This is a genomic window from Agrobacterium sp. rho-13.3 (assembly GCF_033957765.2).
In the GTDB taxonomy this organism is placed as follows: domain Bacteria; phylum Pseudomonadota; class Alphaproteobacteria; order Rhizobiales; family Rhizobiaceae; genus Agrobacterium.
The window spans coordinates 1,786,515-1,801,583 of record NZ_CP192775.1; the positions used below are offsets into that span (position 1 = coordinate 1,786,515).

Sequence of the window (15,069 nt, forward strand, 5' to 3'; positions counted from 1 at the left end):
AAACCCCGCACATATTCATGTGCGGGAAGAGACTGCCACCGCCGTTTTGAATGGCCGTCTTGGGCTTGACATTAAACACATGAATGGCCGTATTGGCCTCAGGAATGCACCCATGTTCTCTCACAATCGTACCGATTTTGGACCCGATTTTGTTTTTGGCGTCGCAATGGCTGCTCATCAGATTGAGGGTGGCCAGACGGACGGACGCGGTTCGTCCATCTGGGATACCTTTGCGGCGACACCCGGAAATGTGAAAAACGCGGATACCGGAAAAATTGCCTGCGATCATTACAATCGTTGGGCGGAAGATCTCGATCTCATCCGGGATGGCGGCTTTGATGCCTATCGGTTCTCCTTTGCGTGGCCTCGGCTCATTCCAGAAGGAACGGGCGCGCTCAACCCTGCCGGGTTTGATTTTTATGATCGGCTGATCGATGGCATGCTGGAGCGCGGCATCAAGCCTTTCGCCACGCTTTACCATTGGGACTTGCCAAGCGCTTTGCAGGATCGCGGCGGCTGGATGAACCGCGACACCACCAAGGCCTTTGCCGATTATGCCGCGCATGTCAGCCGCCATTTCGGCGACAGGCTGGAAAGCATTGCGACCTTCAATGAGCCATGGTGCGTGACGGTGCTGAGCCATTTCCTCGGCATCCATGCGCCCGGTTATCGCGATGTCCGCGCTACGGCCAGAGCAATGCACCATGTGCTGCTCGCCCACGGCCTTGGTATCACGGCCATGCGCGATGAAGGCATTAAAGACAAACTTGGCATCGTCGTGAATATGGAAAAGGCTGAGCCGTTCAGCCAAAGCCCGCAAGACATCGAAGCCGCGGCTCTGGGTGACGATATTTTCAACCGTTTCTTCCTGGATGGTGCGGTTAAGGGCACTTATCCGGAGCGTGTGACGAAAATTCTGGAGCCCTATCTGCCCGCCAACTGGCAGGATGATATGAAGGCGATGAGCCCGTCTCTCGACTGGATCGGCATTAATTATTATACGCGTTCGCTCTACAAACATGATGATCGCGTGCCGGTTTTCCCGTTCACACAATCCCGCGGTGATTTGGAAAAGAGCAATGTGGGTTGGGAAGTCTACCCACAGGCGCTGACCGAATTCCTTGTGCGTGCATCCAGGGATTATCCGGGCTTGCCGATCTATGTGACCGAAAACGGCATGTCGGAAACTGATGAGAGCAAACGCATCGCCTTCTTCGACAAACATTTCGGCGCGATCCGTGATGCGCAGGCTCAAGGTGCAGACGTGCGCGGTCATATTGCATGGACGCTGATCGACAACTTCGAATGGGCCGAAGGTTACGAGCCCAAGTTCGGCATCGTCGGAATGGACCCTGCGACGCGGGATCGTGTGCCGAAGGAAAGTTACCGCGCATTCCAGAAAATGTTGACGAAGGACCGCAAATAGAAGCGGGAAACCGTAACTCTTTTCAGGTCAGATCAAAAAACGGAGGACAGCATGCGCGCGACCGGAACAGTGCATAGTGCTTATGCGATTGGCACCGTCGATGGCCGTATTTACGGGTCATTCATCGAGCACCTCGGTCGCGCCGTTTATACCGGCATCTACGAGCCGGAGCATTCCACGGCGGACGTTAACGGAATGCGGCGCGACGTGATCGATCTGGTGCGTGAGTTGGACGTACCGGTCGTTCGATATCCCGGTGGCAATTTTGTTTCCGCCTATAATTGGGAAGACGGTATTGGCCCTCGCGAAAAGCGCCCGGTTCGTCTGGATCTGGCGTGGCACAGTGCCGAATCCAACCAAGTCGGCATCCACGAATTTGCCGATTGGGCGGAGGCCGCTGGCACGGAGATGATGCTGGCCGTCAACCTCGGCTCCCGAGGGCTGGATGCGGCTCGGTCTTTTCTCGAATATGTCAATCATCCCGGCGGAAGCTACTGGTCGGACCTGCGGCGTGAGAACGGACGGGAAGCGCCTTGGGGCGTGAAAATATGGTGTCTGGGCAACGAAATGGACGGCCCATGGCAAATCGGCCAGAAAACGGCAGATGAATATGGTCGTCTTGCTTTTGAAACCGCAAAAGCCATGCGTGCTTTTGATCCGTCCATTGAACTGGTGGTTTGCGGCTCCTCATCACCACGCATGCCGACCTACCCGGATTGGGAGGCAACGGTTCTCGACTACACTTACGACACGGTCGATTACATCAGCCTGCACCTCTATTTCGATTACGACACCGGCAACACGGCGGATTTTCTGGCGGAGAGCGCGCGTCTGGACGACTATATCGGCACCGTTGCGGGTGTGATTGCCTATACCAAAGCGAAGAAGCGCTCGCAAAAAGACGTCTACATCAGCTTTGACGAATGGAACGTCTGGTATCACTCCCGTGAGGCAGACAAGGCCGTGCTGGCGGGCAAAAGTGGCTGGCCGCACGCACCAGCGCTGCTGGAAGATATCTACACCTTTGAAGATGCGCTTTTGGTGGGCTGCATGATCAACACTTTCATCCGCCGGTCGGACGTGGTGAAAATTGCCTGTCTTGCGCAACTGGTCAATGTCATCGCGCCGATCATGACGGTGCCGGGTGGAGAAGCGTGGCGGCAAACGACGTTTTATCCGTTCCTTTTCGCTTCCCGATATGGACGCGGGCGAGCTTTGAAACTCGCGATTGATGTTCCGGGCTACGCAACGAGCTTTGCGAAAAACGTACCGTATCTTGATGTGTCGGTGGTTGAAACCGAAACCGACGGTGCGCTGACTTTTTTCATCGTCAACCGTCACCAGACCGAAGCCATTGAACTGGATATCGCCGTTGAAGGTTTCGGCACGCGCCGCATTATTTTCGATCAGGTCATCGAAGGCCATGATCTGAAGGCGACGAACGGACCTCACGGAGAAACGGTTGCGCCGAAAGATGCTGTCGGTTCCAGTGTGTCGGATGGACGATTGAAGGCAACAGTATCGCCGCTCAGCTACCGGATTATCCGGCTGGGTTGAGATGCTGTTTCCGCCAATTTCACGTACTTAAAGTCCATGGCTGTGGAAACTGGGTCTAAGATCGTGATGTCCGTTTACAGCCCTAGACCTCCTGCATCTCGAGCCACGCCTTCTTGGAGAGTAAAAGCTTTAGGTGGTTTCCCATTGTTTCAATTCTGCTCGAGATGGAACAAGGTATAGACACATAAGAAAGGTTGGGGCACCAAGCGGCGCCCCAAGATATATCGAATCAGCGGTTATACGCGCGAAACCATCAGATCTTCCTCATCGTCGCGTTGCTTACCACCCAGCGCTGCCGAAACCGAGGCAATAAACGCTCCAACCAGCAGCGAGATTGCGCCAACTATCGCAGTCGTTGCTGCGGCCTTGCGGGCAGTATCTGCGACTTCTTGCGCCTTCACCTTAGCGGCTTCGATCTGGCCGAGCACCGTGTCGACACGGGCACGGGCGTCTGCCTCGTTCAAACCCGTACGGGCTGACACTATACTCGCGACATACGCGCGATCAGAGTCCGCAACCTCTCCATTTGCAGCACCTTGGAGCAGTATGCGGGACACCTCGGACACTGCTGCGGCATTGTCGGTTCTAGCTTCGGCTGTGACCCTCTGCGGACGCAGAAGCGCATCGGTGAAATAAGACGTCGACAGATCAGCGCCACCGCCCGAAGACGCGGCGGAAGCAGCTCCGGCCATGGTGGCCGTAGACGCAGCCGAACCCACGGCGGATGCACCTGCACCCGCAAGCGAAGTCAGCGACGAAGCAAGGAAACCGAGCACCAGCACTGTAGCGAGAGCCCAGCTCAGGAAACCATGCGCCGTATCCCGGAAAAAGACCTCGTCCGTATGTACGGCTGCCCACTTGGTTCTCAGTCTGCCAGTCAGATATCCGCCAAGAGCGGAAGACAACCATTGAACGACGATGAGCCAGATTGCCGCTGTGACCCCTATGGCAGTCGCGGAACTGCTTTCACCCGACCACGGGGAAACCATCGTCAGCCCGAAGCCGGAACCGAGAAGGAGGAGGATCAGCGTAACGCCCGTTGCCGCGAGAGCACCACCGATGATGGGTGCCCATGAGATCGCTGACTGGGGAGATTCGACGGGTATGACACCCGGAGTGTTGGACAGGGACATCGCCATTCCTATCGTACGAAGATGGCGAGGAGAATGATGATTGGCAGGGGGATACCCAGCAGCCAGAGTAAAATGCCGCGACCCATTGGAAAGTCTCCTTTTTGATTGCTGGTTGTAGTGACTATCGAACGTTCGCTTTAGCTATTGGTTCCGATAAGCATATGTATTCATGCGGTCGTTTCCGCGATCCGGAATGGGGCGTTTGTCGTCGTTAGGATTTTCTCATCTTGCTTCGACCACTACTTATTTCACTTTGAAGGCGGAAAGGCAGAGCCAAGCCCAAGTTAGAAGGCAAAATCCTAGAGTTGATGTGGTGTTGCCAGCTCGCTCGCGTCGTTATCTATGTGCGTTTTTAGGACCAAGCTCGGATTGCAGGCGCTCTAGCGATTCGTCGACGGCTGCAATATCATCAGCCGTGACAACCGGAATAGGGTCAGAGGCCATTGCCTCCAGAACCTCAGGGGAAAGCCCGCCATTGTGTATGACCCATTCCATCGCCTCACGCGTTTCACGCTCCGCCCGCAACTGTGCATAAAGCGCGAGTATCAAACGATCACGAACGTCATAGGTCTTGTGATCAGATTTCCTGGGGCTCCGAGGCATGTGCAATCCCTCCATCAATTCCCGTCAGCCGATCCCGCCACTGCCCGTTGCACCGTACACTTCGCCGTTGATGAAGCTCGCTTCCTGTGAAGCCAGCAGCACGTAAATCGGCGCGAGTTCAACGGGTTGACCCGGACGACCGAAATCGCTGTTTCCACCGAAGTTCTTCACTTTCTCATCGGGTTGGCCACCACTGGGCTGAAGCACTGTCCAGAATGGTCCCGGTGCGACAACGTTGGCGCGAACGCCTTTCTCGATGAGCTGTTTTGATAGAGCTTTTGTATAGGCGACAATCCCAGCTTTCGTGGTGGCGTAATCGAGAAGGATCGGCGAGGGGTCGTAGGCTTGTATCGACGCGGTGGTGATGACGGATGATCCTGGCTTCAGGTGAGGTGCCGCTGCCTGCGCTATCCAATGCAGAGCATAAAGGTTGGTCTTCATTGTCTTGTCGAAATCGTCGGTCGACAATTCACTGATGTCGTCGCGGTATTGTTGTCTGGCGGCGTTGATCACAAGGATATCAAGACCACCCAGATCGCTGACGGTCTTTTCGACCATTTCCCGGCACCATGTTTCGTCCGTAATATCGCCTGGAAGCGACACCGCTACCCGGCCCTCGGCCTCGATCAAACCGATGACGGCTTCAGCGTCAGGCTCTTCTTCCTCAAGGTAGGAAATCGCCACGTCCGCACCTTCTCTGGCAAATGCAATGGCGACCGCACGACCGATTCCTGAATCGCCGCCCGTAATCAAAGCTTTTCGTCCAGCCAGTTTTCCGGAGCCTTTGTAGCTTTCCTCGCCATGATCGGGTGAGGGCACCATGTTTTGAACAAGCCCCGGCATTGGCTGAGGTTGTGCTTCAAATGGAGGTTTCGGATACTGGTCGCGCGGATCTTGCATCGTGAGGCGGTCGGTCATCTATGTCTCCGTGAAATCCGAATGGCCGCAGAAGCGAAGTTCCCGGCGGCGATAACGCTGTATTGCGTGTTATCCTAACGCCCTCGTCGGTGGCTCGTTCCACTGGCAAACCAATCGGTCGGCATATTTGTGTGTTCTGGAAAGGATGGGTCGAGCGCGCTGATTCCAGGCGCGACCCAATTATTGACGTCACCCACAGGAAACAGGGGGTTCGGCTATTACTCTCGAGAGTGATCTATTGCTCAGTCTTCCAAGTATACATTCATTCCGACCGATATTGGTCCGGGGCGTAGGGGCTCGCAATAAACACCCATGTTACGACCGTTCTGCCTGACGATATTTCGAAGGATTTCGGGCTGTTCCTGAAGCTGCGGCTGGGCGATAAACGTCATTCCGCAACGCTTGGTTTTCTCGGTGACGCTCACCCTTAACTCGCCAATTCGCAGCCCCGATCCAACCCATTCATTCTCAATGAAACCCAAGTCATTTTCCGTTGTCACCAGCAGAGAAGGTCGAAAACGTCGGCGATCGACCTCGACTGCTGGTGTCATTTCCGAAAGCGTTGCGATGGACGAGGTCGTCAAGAGATGCAGGGCGCTTGGTGAATAGCGGTTGGAAATGATAGGCAGGCTTTTGAAGTGCTCTGTTTCAATGTGTGCGTAACGGCCAATTGCCACATTGAAACCGAAATGGTCACTCAGATGCGATATCAACGCCCCATCCTCAACGCGGTATTGTGACCCATCAGGAAGGCGCACATAGGCATTTCCATTACCGTCGATCGTGCTTTCTAGAAACAGGGCTGGTCGCCACCGGGCCTCTTTTTCAGGCGTTGCCACGCTCATGGTCGCGGGATCAAATATCCCAAACTTTCGGTCGCCTTTGAGGCCATGTGCGTCGATTTCGATAACGTCGCACCTCTGTCCACCCAGCGAACTGACAGGATAACGCCAAAGCTCTTTTACCTGGCCGACATACTTCATGCGTAGCAAACATGTTCAGGCGGATAATGGGCACAAGTCATAATTTCACGCTGATAAAAGAGTGATGGCAGGGGCATCAACCAAGTCATCGATCACAGCGCGTGCAACGACTTCTCCGATTTCAGAAGCACTCGTAATACCTTGTACGAATGGGTTCTTGTGCAGAAGAAACGGTATCGCCGCGCAGTAAATCCTGCTGGATATGATGCCGTCAGAGATAGCACGGTAGTTCTTGTCCACTTCAATGCCTCCTGTTCGGCTCGCAGGCACCAGGCTTTCATTCGCAAAGATGCTGACGCGGGCAGGGGTCGGTGCTTCGCGAACGGCACCTTGGCTCACCAAAGTCGGGAAGGGCAGTTCGTTTGCCGACAGAGTTGCTTGGCCTGTGGCATCGATGAAGTTTTCAAATAGCTCATCCTGGCCATCTTTCGTAACGCATGCGCCGTGAGAGGTTTTCTCGGTCGTGATCTTGTAATCGCTGCCCAGTTTGAGAATTTCCAGAACGCCTGCATTCCGAAGAGCGAGCAGACGTTTTATCGACAGGTGCGGGACGGTCGCATATTCGTCGATAAAAATGCCCTTGAATGATGTGTTGAACCTTTTGAAGTCGACGTCATCGAGATGTGGCACGATCGTCGCGATGATCTCATGCGTGATCATGATCGCATACCGCCATGGCACCGTGTATTTCGCGGCCATATTGCGCTCGGCTTCCCCAAGATTGGCCGAAGCCCACACGAAAGGATCAATGTCGTCACGACGACCGTAATAGGCTTCCGCAAACGTATCGACGGTCAACAAACTCAGTCCGATATCCGCAGCATATGTGGGATCTGCAAGTGTTATCTCTTGGCGGAAAAGCTCAAACACCTTGTCGAGAAGTCCTGACGGTCCTTGCGAAATCAGCGTTCCAACCGCATCCTGCGTGCAAACGGCAGGATTAAGGTAAGGCAACGGGCAATAGAAATCGGCCTCAGGCAGCAGTCCCTTGCGCGACATCAGCACAGCCGAGAAGTCTTGACAGTCGCTCGCCGCTTCAAACTGCAATGTGCCGGCAGCATCAAACATGAACGAACCACATGATGTGGCGACGGTCATAAGTGCATCGATGGCACTCAATGACGTGCCGAGGATGCCAACCCGTCCGCCCTTGATCGTTTTAAGCGTCGATGCGGGCCATGCGGAGGTGAAGTAGCCGGGGCGTTCCTGTGTTTTGCCCGGCCAGTTATGGCCGGTCGCCATGACGACATGGTCGAATACCGCGCTAAACTGCTCACCTCCGTCGACGCTCACGCGAATATCATCCTGCTGCGAGGCAATATCAGTCACACGATGATTTTCGTAGATGTCGATTACGTGTCCACGTTGTTCGGCTTCAGCGACCACAGCCATAAACTGATCGTAAAAATAGTCGCCGAGAACGACACGAGGATAAAACTGCCTTTCGTCAATGCCGACGCGAACAATTCCAAATTCAGCAAGATAGGCATCTGGCCGACCGGAAAGCCAATCCACGAGCGTTTCATTGAGCTTTGGAATTTCAATGCTCGGAATGTTCGCTAGCATGACGGGGTCGTTGACACCTGGAAGGTAGGGCGTGCCTTTTCCTGCATCAGCCTCAGCTTCGTACACGGTTATCGATAAGGGCAATTGCGAATGGGAAAGATGTTTTAAAGTGTAAATGCCTGTTGGGCCGGAGCCGATTATACAAACCTTGGTTCTCATACGCATTTTGCTCCAGCATCGCACCCATTGGCGCACACTCTATAAGCCGACTGGAGGCGAACGGTTCCGTGGTTAATTTCACTTGAATATATATTCCGCAAACGTGCATCGGGTGCTTTGGATGGCCTTGGTTTCCCAAACGTCGTCCTTTCGGCGCGGCATGTTTGCCGCGCCGTCTGGTTATTTACTTGACAGGCGGTGATGCTTTTCCAAGTTTCACGGAGAACTCACGGCCCCAGACGCGCAATTTACCCAGCTTGGAAACGAAATCCTTGGGCTTCTCATCCGATAAGGAAATAACACCTTCGTCCAGAACGTCGGCTATCCCGGCTTTCTGTAACAAAGGCATTGCTGAGGTGTCGTAGCCGATGAACTTGCAGTGCTGAAACGCATCCGCAACGAAGTCGCGCGCTGCCGCCTCGTTGACGAGATCCTCCATTGCATCCGGCGATGTCAAAAGTGCTACCGCGTCAAAGAGAACAGATGGTCCGCCATCGATCATATGATGTGCTTTAATGAGCGTCCCGTCTGATGCCGTCACGCCGCCAACTTTGGGCGCTATAAACTCAAAGTTCGCCTTTGCTTTTGTGACAGCCGCTGTCAGCGTGTTCAGCAAATCGATATCCACGCCATCGGTCAACAAGATGCCCAGCTTGCGGCCTTCAAAGCGTTCTGGCCCGTTTTCGACAATGCTCAGTGACGGCAAGGGTTCAAGATCCTGGCGTGTTGCAACTGCCGTATCTGCGGGCTTGGGCATTGTCTGAAACCCGAGTTTCTTAGCAACGGTGTTCGCTAGTCCCTCATCGATATTCAACAGATGAGAGACCATCCGTTCACGGATCGCGAGCGTCTCAACCTTGCTGAGTTCAAAGGTCAAGGCTGCGGCGATGTGGCGTTGTTCTGGCAGGGTCTGGCTGATGTAAAACTGCCGCGCCTGGCTGTAATGGTCTGCAAAGCTTTCAGGACGCAGGCGTGCCTTTGTACCCTGTTCTTGCGCTGGGAAGTGACGATACCCCTGCGTTGGCGATTCTCGTGGGCCCTCACCATGGGAGTTCGGTTGGTAATTGACCCGACCGACCGGATTGCGCATGGCCATGTGACCATCTTGCTGAAAATGCGCGAAGGGACACTTGGGCGCATTGATCGGCAAATGGGTAAAGTTCGGTCCACCGAGGCGTTTGAGTTGGGTATCAAGATAGGAAAAGTTGCGGCCTTGCAGAAGTGGATCATTGCTGAAATCGATGCCCGGCGGCACGTTCTGGGTCATGAAGGCGACCTGCTCAGTCTCCGCGAAGAAATTATCAGGCATCCGGTCCAGGACCAGCCTGCCAATAGGCTTTGGCGGCAGGATTTCTTCGGGGATAAGCTTGGTCGGATCCAGCACGTCGAAATCAAAGCTGTCTGCGAACGCCTGATCGAAAAGCTGAACCTGTAGCTCCCATTCTGGAAAATCACCGGACTGGATGGCGTGCCAGAGATCGCGACGATGGAAATCGGGATCTGCACCGTTGATCTTGACCGCCTCATTCCACGCAACCGATTGAAGACCGAGTTTCGGTTTCCAGTGGAACTTGACGAAGGTTGACTGGTCTTGCGCATTGACGAAACGGAACGTGTGAACACCAAAACCTTCCATAAAGCGCAACGACCGTGGAATGGTCCTGTCCGACATGGTCCACATGATCATGTTCATGCTTTCCGGTGTCAGGCTGATGAAATCCCAAAAGTTGTCATGCGCGGTTTGCGCCTGGGGGAAGGCGCGATCCGGTTCCTGTTTTGCGGCGTGGATCAGGTCGGGAAATTTAATTGCATCCTGAATAAAAAACACCGGAATATTGTTGCCAACGAGATCCCAGTTTCCTTCCTGCGTATAGAGTTTTACGGCAAAGCCACGGACATCTCGGGCCAGGTCAGCCGACCCTTTGTTGCCTGCCACCGTTGAAAAACGCACAAAGGCCGGTGTCTTTTCGCCGGCTCTCTGAAAAATGTCTGCCTTGGTGTAATCGCTGAGCGGCTCATATGTTTCGAAATAGCCATGGGCACCGTAACCACGAGCGTGGACAACGCGTTCCGGAATACGCTCATGGTCAAAGTGAAACATTTTTTCGCGGAAGTGAAAGTCATCTACCACCAGCGGGCCGCGAGGGCCAACGCGCAGCGAATTCTGATCGTCGGACACTGGCCCACCTTGGGCCGTCGTTAAGGCAGGGGCGCCATCTTCAGCGATCTGGTGGAGTTCACCGCCCGCGCCGCGATGCAGCTTCTGATCATGAATGGTGACGATTTCCAGCTTTTCAGGTGGTGATGCGGGCACGGTTTTCTTGGCCATGATGGCTCTCCTCAATGGATGAAACATAGCAGCGCCCCAGCACCGCAGGATCGAAAAAGCCGCCTGAAAAAAGGCGGCTTTTTCGATTTCAGTTCTTAAAGACCGGGACGACGATAACGGTTGCGTTCTTCTTCGATCCGCGTGGTGTCATAGGGATCAAGTGTGTCGTCGAAGCTCTTCCAGCCCTGTTCATTGTAGGCACTCCGTCGCTCTGCCGGATTGACGAGATTTGAGCGCTGCAAAATAGCCTCGGCTTCTGGGACGAGAGCGTCTTCCACTTTCGCGGTCACGACCGACCCGCCACGACGAACACCTTCCGCATAGACGTGCGCATCGTCCTCAGACACGCCTGAGCTCGTCAGTGCGCCGACGATCCCACCAGCCGCTCCGCCGGCAACTGCACCAGCAGCGGCACCTGCTGCGGTGGCTGCAAGCCAACCGGCCGCAACGACTGGACCAACGCCGGGGATTGCCATCAAACCCAGACCAGTCAGCAGGCCACCGGCACCACCAACCACAGCGCCGATGCCAGCACCCGTGCCAGCGCCTTCTGCTGCATTGGAGTCCTCAACATGGTGATTGTCGGCATTGTTCGACACAATGCTGATGTCCTTGGACGGCACGCCTGCCAATTCAAGAGCGCTGACAGCGTTGCGTGCATCGCTATGATCGTCGAAAAGTCCGGTTACGGTTTTCATAATATTTTCCTCAACTTGAATTGGATTACTTCGCGACGACGTTGCCCTGATAGTCTAGCGCGATGGAAACGGCCTTGCCGTCCTTCATACCCGCGGCCATCCAGATGCCCTTGTCGTCCTTGTTGAGATTTTTAACGTCCGAATATCCTGCTTCCTCAATGCGCGTCTTGGCCTGCGCTTCGGTAAAGCTGTTGGCACCTTCAACGGGTGCCGTTGGGTTCTTGGTGTCCGGCGTGGCGACGGCTGGCGTGTTCGGATCGGTGCCCGTTGCGGGTGTCGTCTGGGCAAGCGCTGGCCATGCCGCGCCAATCAGCGCCGCTGCAAGAATAATCTTTTTCATCGGGGTTTCCTCTCATGCGGGCTGTCATCACAGCTCCGTGTCGAGGTAACCAACTGAACAATCATTCGTTCCATATTAGGGGGATTAAATAAATCGCCATGCGGTCCGGAGCAGGGTCTGCCGGTTGGATGGCGCATCCCAATCCCGGCATCTTCGCAGGGAGCGACCAACAGCCCGCCCGCGCTCGTAATCTATCCTCGCCTGCCAATGCTTCGTGGCGCCATTCGTTGCCGGACTGCAACGCCTGGCTGATTTCGATGTTTATTAGCACCACAAAACGCAAGACGACGTGGACAGATATGGGGCAATCAACCACTTTGACCTATCGGCGGGGGCTGATTCATAAAGGTTTCCGAATGAAAAATCTTCTCAAGTTTGCTGGCCTGCTCACCCTCCTTGCATCGTCTGCCTCTGCGGCGGATATTGCTGTCCAGAACGAGCCGGTTGTCGCCGCCGATCCAGGCGGGTTTTACCTCGGCACATTAAACAGCCTGACGTTTTTGGATGATACGGGTTTTTCAGCGCTCGGTGCCGACGTTAGCACGGATTACGACCTAGGCTATTACAGCGCGTTGAGAGCTGGTTATAGCTTTGGTTCATACGGGTTTGTTTCACCTCGTCTTGAACTTGAAGTCGGTTATGGTCGTGCGGATGTCGATGAGCACACGGTCGCGGGTGTTGGCGCTGGTGGTGATTCATTTGGCTCAGCAAGCACAATCCAGGGCTACGTCAACGGCTATATTGATGTTCCAACCGGCACAGCGTTCACACCCTATCTGGGTGGCGGTATTGGTGCCATGAACCTCAAGCTTCGTCGCCAAGGCACGTCCGGGACCGGCGTTGTGATGAACGACGACGATACCAAGTTCGCTTATCATCTCGATGCGGGTGTTGGCATCGAACTGAGCACAATTTCGTTTTTGCGTGACACGAACCTTTTTGCAAATACGACGTTCGATATCGGCTATCGCTACACTGCTGCGGACAATTTCGACTTCACCGCAACGGACGGCACGACATCGAGCACGGATTTCAGCAGTCATGCTATAACAGTTGGCTTCCGTCGCCAGTTCTAAGCGAGGTTCAGGGCCGCATACTGCGGCCCTACACATCGCCTTTTTTCAGCGACGTTTTGCCGTCAACCCTGAACGGGCTTCGGCATTTTACTGGTCCTCAGGTCCCAGCTTTCCAGTGGGTTCAACGTTCTCACAGTGGTTGCTGGATTTTATGCGCTTCGCCCATCGTCGACGAACTGGGCCTACGTCACCAAGGACCATGCCGACACAAGCATACTCTTCGAAATCATATTCGAACGATATGAACGGCGGTCTTTCATGATTGCCGCCAATCAGCCAGACCGCAAGTCCGACAACAACATACGAAGCACGGGCCGAGGTCTTGCCTAGTGATTATTTTCGGTTGGGTGATCAAAATAATACCATCTCGCTCTTGGTATCACTTCCTCCGTGCTCCAGCCGAATTCAGGAGGGAGCCTGTGCACCTAGACCGAACGAGACCATCGCCGCTTCACACGCACGCGTAAACCGCATCGACGGACCTTCTTTGCCGGCTGCAAGTTTGCTGACGCGCGCTCCCTCCAACAGCATGGACAGCGTATCAGCCAAAAGCTCCGGATCGCTCACACCTGTCGAACGGCAGAGATCTGCAAGCCGGGAATGCTGTTCCATCTTCAACGTTTCTATTATCGCATGCGCAGGGTGTCCTTGCTCCTTCAACTCCACCGCAGCATTGGCCAAATCACATCCATAAGGCTCGCTGGAAAGACATTGCGCGCGCGCTTTTACCCATGCCGCAAGCTGAGCCCTCGGGTCGCCTGGGTTCTCAGTTTCAAGATCGTCCCAGACTTTCTCGAGCGTTCCAGAACTGTGCTTGAGCGCTTCACATACAAGATCGTCCTTAGAGCCAAAATGTCGGTATAACGTCATCTTGTTGGTCGAGGCGGCCTCCGCAATGGCATCAACACCTATGCCGCGTATCCCATGTTCACGAAACAGTTGACAGGCCGTTGACACGATCCGGTCACGAGGTGCGATTTTGTGCTCGGAAGCGCGATCAGATTTCTCAGGTTTCATCAGCTTTAAATTTTATCCTGACGTGGAGTTGACATAGGTGTGACCGGTCGGTAACTATTCAGATGTTACTTACTGGTAACACCCCATCTTAGGCCTGTCAAGTTATCGCAGGGGTAGGACCGATCGAAAGGAGATTGCGATGAACCACACGAAGGACGATATGACCCTCGCTGAAATTTTCGGCGATCCGCTGATTGGTGCAGTCATGCGCGCCGATGGCATCGCTTTGAACGATTTTAAAGAGTTGATGCATTCTGCAGCTAGGTCTTTGAAGACGCGAGATGGCACACCACTTGGAGGAAAGGTCCGTACAAACGGCCTTGCAGCTTTGTCCAAACGTACACTCGTGGCCACGATGCAGCCTGTGTTCGTAGGTTCCTTTGAGCCGTGCTCTGCCAATATGTAACTCTGGATGAGGCTTGCGTCAGCATCTCATGCGTCGGGAATATCCACCCTTTCTCGCACGAATGCTCTCAACGCCGGTTCGGTTTCAGATCGAAGCCGCGCGGTACATGCGCTCGATGGTGTGCGGTTGCGGCAAATCCACAGTGCTACGCTTCCTGACCGGGCTTGATAGGCCGGATAGTGGTGGCTTCACCTTAAATAACGGGCTCATCGACCGGCCGAGTTTGAAGCGAGGCATGGTTTTCCGGGATCACAGGCTCCTGCCGTGGTTCAGCGTTGAGAAAACACCGCGCTCAGTCTTCACAGCGTATTGGGCTCCGAGATGGAAAAGCGTGAGCGAGTGAAATACCTGATCGATCTGGTCGGCCTTACCAGCTTCGAGAGAGCTTTACCGCACGAGCTTTCCGCCGGAATGTCGCAACGTGCGGCGATTGCACGTCCTATGTCATTGGCAAGGTCCTCAACGGATTGACCCCACTCAGTCAAACCATATTCGACCTTCGGTGGAACCTGATGGTGAACAAGGCGGGTCACAATTCCGTCCTTATCCATTTGGCGCAGTTGCTGGATCAACGTTTTTTGTGAGATCGACGGGATCGCACGTTCGAGGTCGGAAAACCTGAGCAATTTACCGCCGAACAGCTTGAACAAAATAACAAGCTTCCATCGGCCCTCCAGCCTCGCAGACGTCAAGGACGCGGTCGTAAGGATTATGGCTTCATCCGACCATCCGCATCCAGCGGCACAGGATACACATCTGGTTGACCGCGTTGAAAGACTGGCTGCCTCCCGAAATAGGGGGGTGATCAAGCCCAAACCGTAGTCTGTGCAAAGGACAAGACTCCGCGAGTCACTGTAG

The 15,069-nt window shown here is 54.5% G+C and carries 14 protein-coding genes and 2 pseudogenes; 5 read left to right on the plus strand and 11 right to left on the minus strand.

The annotated features are described in order from the left end of the window. Window positions 1-112: 112 nt before the first annotated feature. Together RMR16_RS22910 and RMR16_RS22915 are read left to right on the plus strand one after the other, a co-directional pair. Complete coding sequence (locus RMR16_RS22910) at window positions 113-1,426, plus strand: GH1 family beta-glucosidase (RefSeq protein ID WP_320197909.1); 1,314 nt, start codon at window positions 113-115, stop codon at window positions 1,424-1,426. A gap of 51 nt (window positions 1,427-1,477) precedes the next feature. Beyond that, the gene (locus RMR16_RS22915; protein ID WP_320197910.1) at window positions 1,478-2,983 is read left to right on the plus strand and encodes an alpha-N-arabinofuranosidase; all 1,506 of its coding nucleotides are present in this window, start codon (window positions 1,478-1,480) and stop codon (window positions 2,981-2,983) included. A gap of 236 nt (window positions 2,984-3,219) precedes the next feature. On the opposite strand, the gene RMR16_RS22920 is transcribed toward RMR16_RS22915, so the two are convergent. From RMR16_RS22920 to RMR16_RS22955, 8 genes are all read right to left on the minus strand, one after another. Continuing rightward, a complete protein-coding gene (locus tag RMR16_RS22920) occupies window positions 3,220-4,116 on the minus strand; it encodes a hypothetical protein (RefSeq protein WP_413785932.1) in 897 nt (298 codons plus the stop codon). Between the two features lie 336 nt (window positions 4,117-4,452). Next, window positions 4,453-4,719, minus strand: a complete 267-nt coding sequence (locus RMR16_RS22925) for a hypothetical protein (RefSeq protein WP_320197912.1) — start codon at window positions 4,717-4,719, stop codon at window positions 4,453-4,455. Between the two features lie 24 nt (window positions 4,720-4,743). Next, window positions 4,744-5,637: an SDR family oxidoreductase gene (locus RMR16_RS22930; RefSeq protein ID WP_320197913.1), complete on the minus strand. Its 894-nt coding sequence runs from the start codon at window positions 5,635-5,637 to the stop codon at window positions 4,744-4,746. Window positions 5,638-5,879: 242 nt separating this feature from the next. After that, a complete protein-coding gene (locus RMR16_RS22935; protein ID WP_320197914.1) occupies window positions 5,880-6,620 on the minus strand; it encodes an MOSC domain-containing protein in 741 nt (246 codons plus the stop codon). Window positions 6,621-6,665: 45 nt separating this feature from the next. Beyond that, window positions 6,666-8,345: an FAD/NAD(P)-binding protein gene (locus RMR16_RS22940; RefSeq protein ID WP_320197915.1), complete on the minus strand. Its 1,680-nt coding sequence runs from the start codon at window positions 8,343-8,345 to the stop codon at window positions 6,666-6,668. Between the two features lie 184 nt (window positions 8,346-8,529). After that, window positions 8,530-10,674, minus strand: a complete 2,145-nt coding sequence (catE, locus tag RMR16_RS22945; protein WP_320197916.1) for a catalase C — start codon at window positions 10,672-10,674, stop codon at window positions 8,530-8,532. 95 nt (window positions 10,675-10,769) lie between these two features. Next, window positions 10,770-11,372: a general stress protein gene (locus tag RMR16_RS22950; RefSeq protein WP_320197917.1), complete on the minus strand. Its 603-nt coding sequence runs from the start codon at window positions 11,370-11,372 to the stop codon at window positions 10,770-10,772. Window positions 11,373-11,397: 25 nt separating this feature from the next. Further along, window positions 11,398-11,712: a PepSY domain-containing protein gene (locus RMR16_RS22955; protein ID WP_320197918.1), complete on the minus strand. Its 315-nt coding sequence runs from the start codon at window positions 11,710-11,712 to the stop codon at window positions 11,398-11,400. A 128-nt stretch (window positions 11,713-11,840) separates the two neighbouring features. Here RMR16_RS22955 and RMR16_RS22960 point away from each other — a divergent pair, with 128 nt between their 5' ends. Beyond that, complete coding sequence (locus RMR16_RS22960; RefSeq protein ID WP_432355321.1) at window positions 11,841-12,788, plus strand: outer membrane protein; 948 nt, start codon at window positions 11,841-11,843, stop codon at window positions 12,786-12,788. Window positions 12,789-13,193: 405 nt separating this feature from the next. Here RMR16_RS22960 and RMR16_RS22965 read toward each other — a convergent pair whose 3' ends face one another. Next, the gene (locus RMR16_RS22965; RefSeq protein ID WP_320197920.1) at window positions 13,194-13,805 is read right to left on the minus strand and encodes a TetR/AcrR family transcriptional regulator; all 612 of its coding nucleotides are present in this window, start codon (window positions 13,803-13,805) and stop codon (window positions 13,194-13,196) included. A gap of 139 nt (window positions 13,806-13,944) precedes the next feature. Here RMR16_RS22965 and RMR16_RS22970 point away from each other — a divergent pair, with 139 nt between their 5' ends. Beyond that, entirely contained in the window at window positions 13,945-14,211 is a 267-nt protein-coding gene (locus tag RMR16_RS22970) for a hypothetical protein (RefSeq protein WP_320197921.1), read from the plus strand. Window positions 14,212-14,326: 115 nt separating this feature from the next. Further along, window positions 14,327-14,554, plus strand: a complete 228-nt coding sequence (locus tag RMR16_RS22975; protein WP_413785948.1) for an ATP-binding cassette domain-containing protein — start codon at window positions 14,327-14,329, stop codon at window positions 14,552-14,554. 46 nt (window positions 14,555-14,600) lie between these two features. Here the strand turns inward: RMR16_RS22975 and RMR16_RS22980 are convergent. Continuing rightward, a pseudogene (locus RMR16_RS22980) lies at window positions 14,601-14,924 on the minus strand (winged helix-turn-helix transcriptional regulator); the annotation flags it as partial. Between the two features lie 10 nt (window positions 14,925-14,934). Beyond that, window positions 14,935-15,006 (minus strand): annotated as a pseudogene (locus tag RMR16_RS22985) (arsenical resistance protein ArsH); the annotation flags it as partial. Window positions 15,007-15,069: the final 63 nt, after the last annotated feature.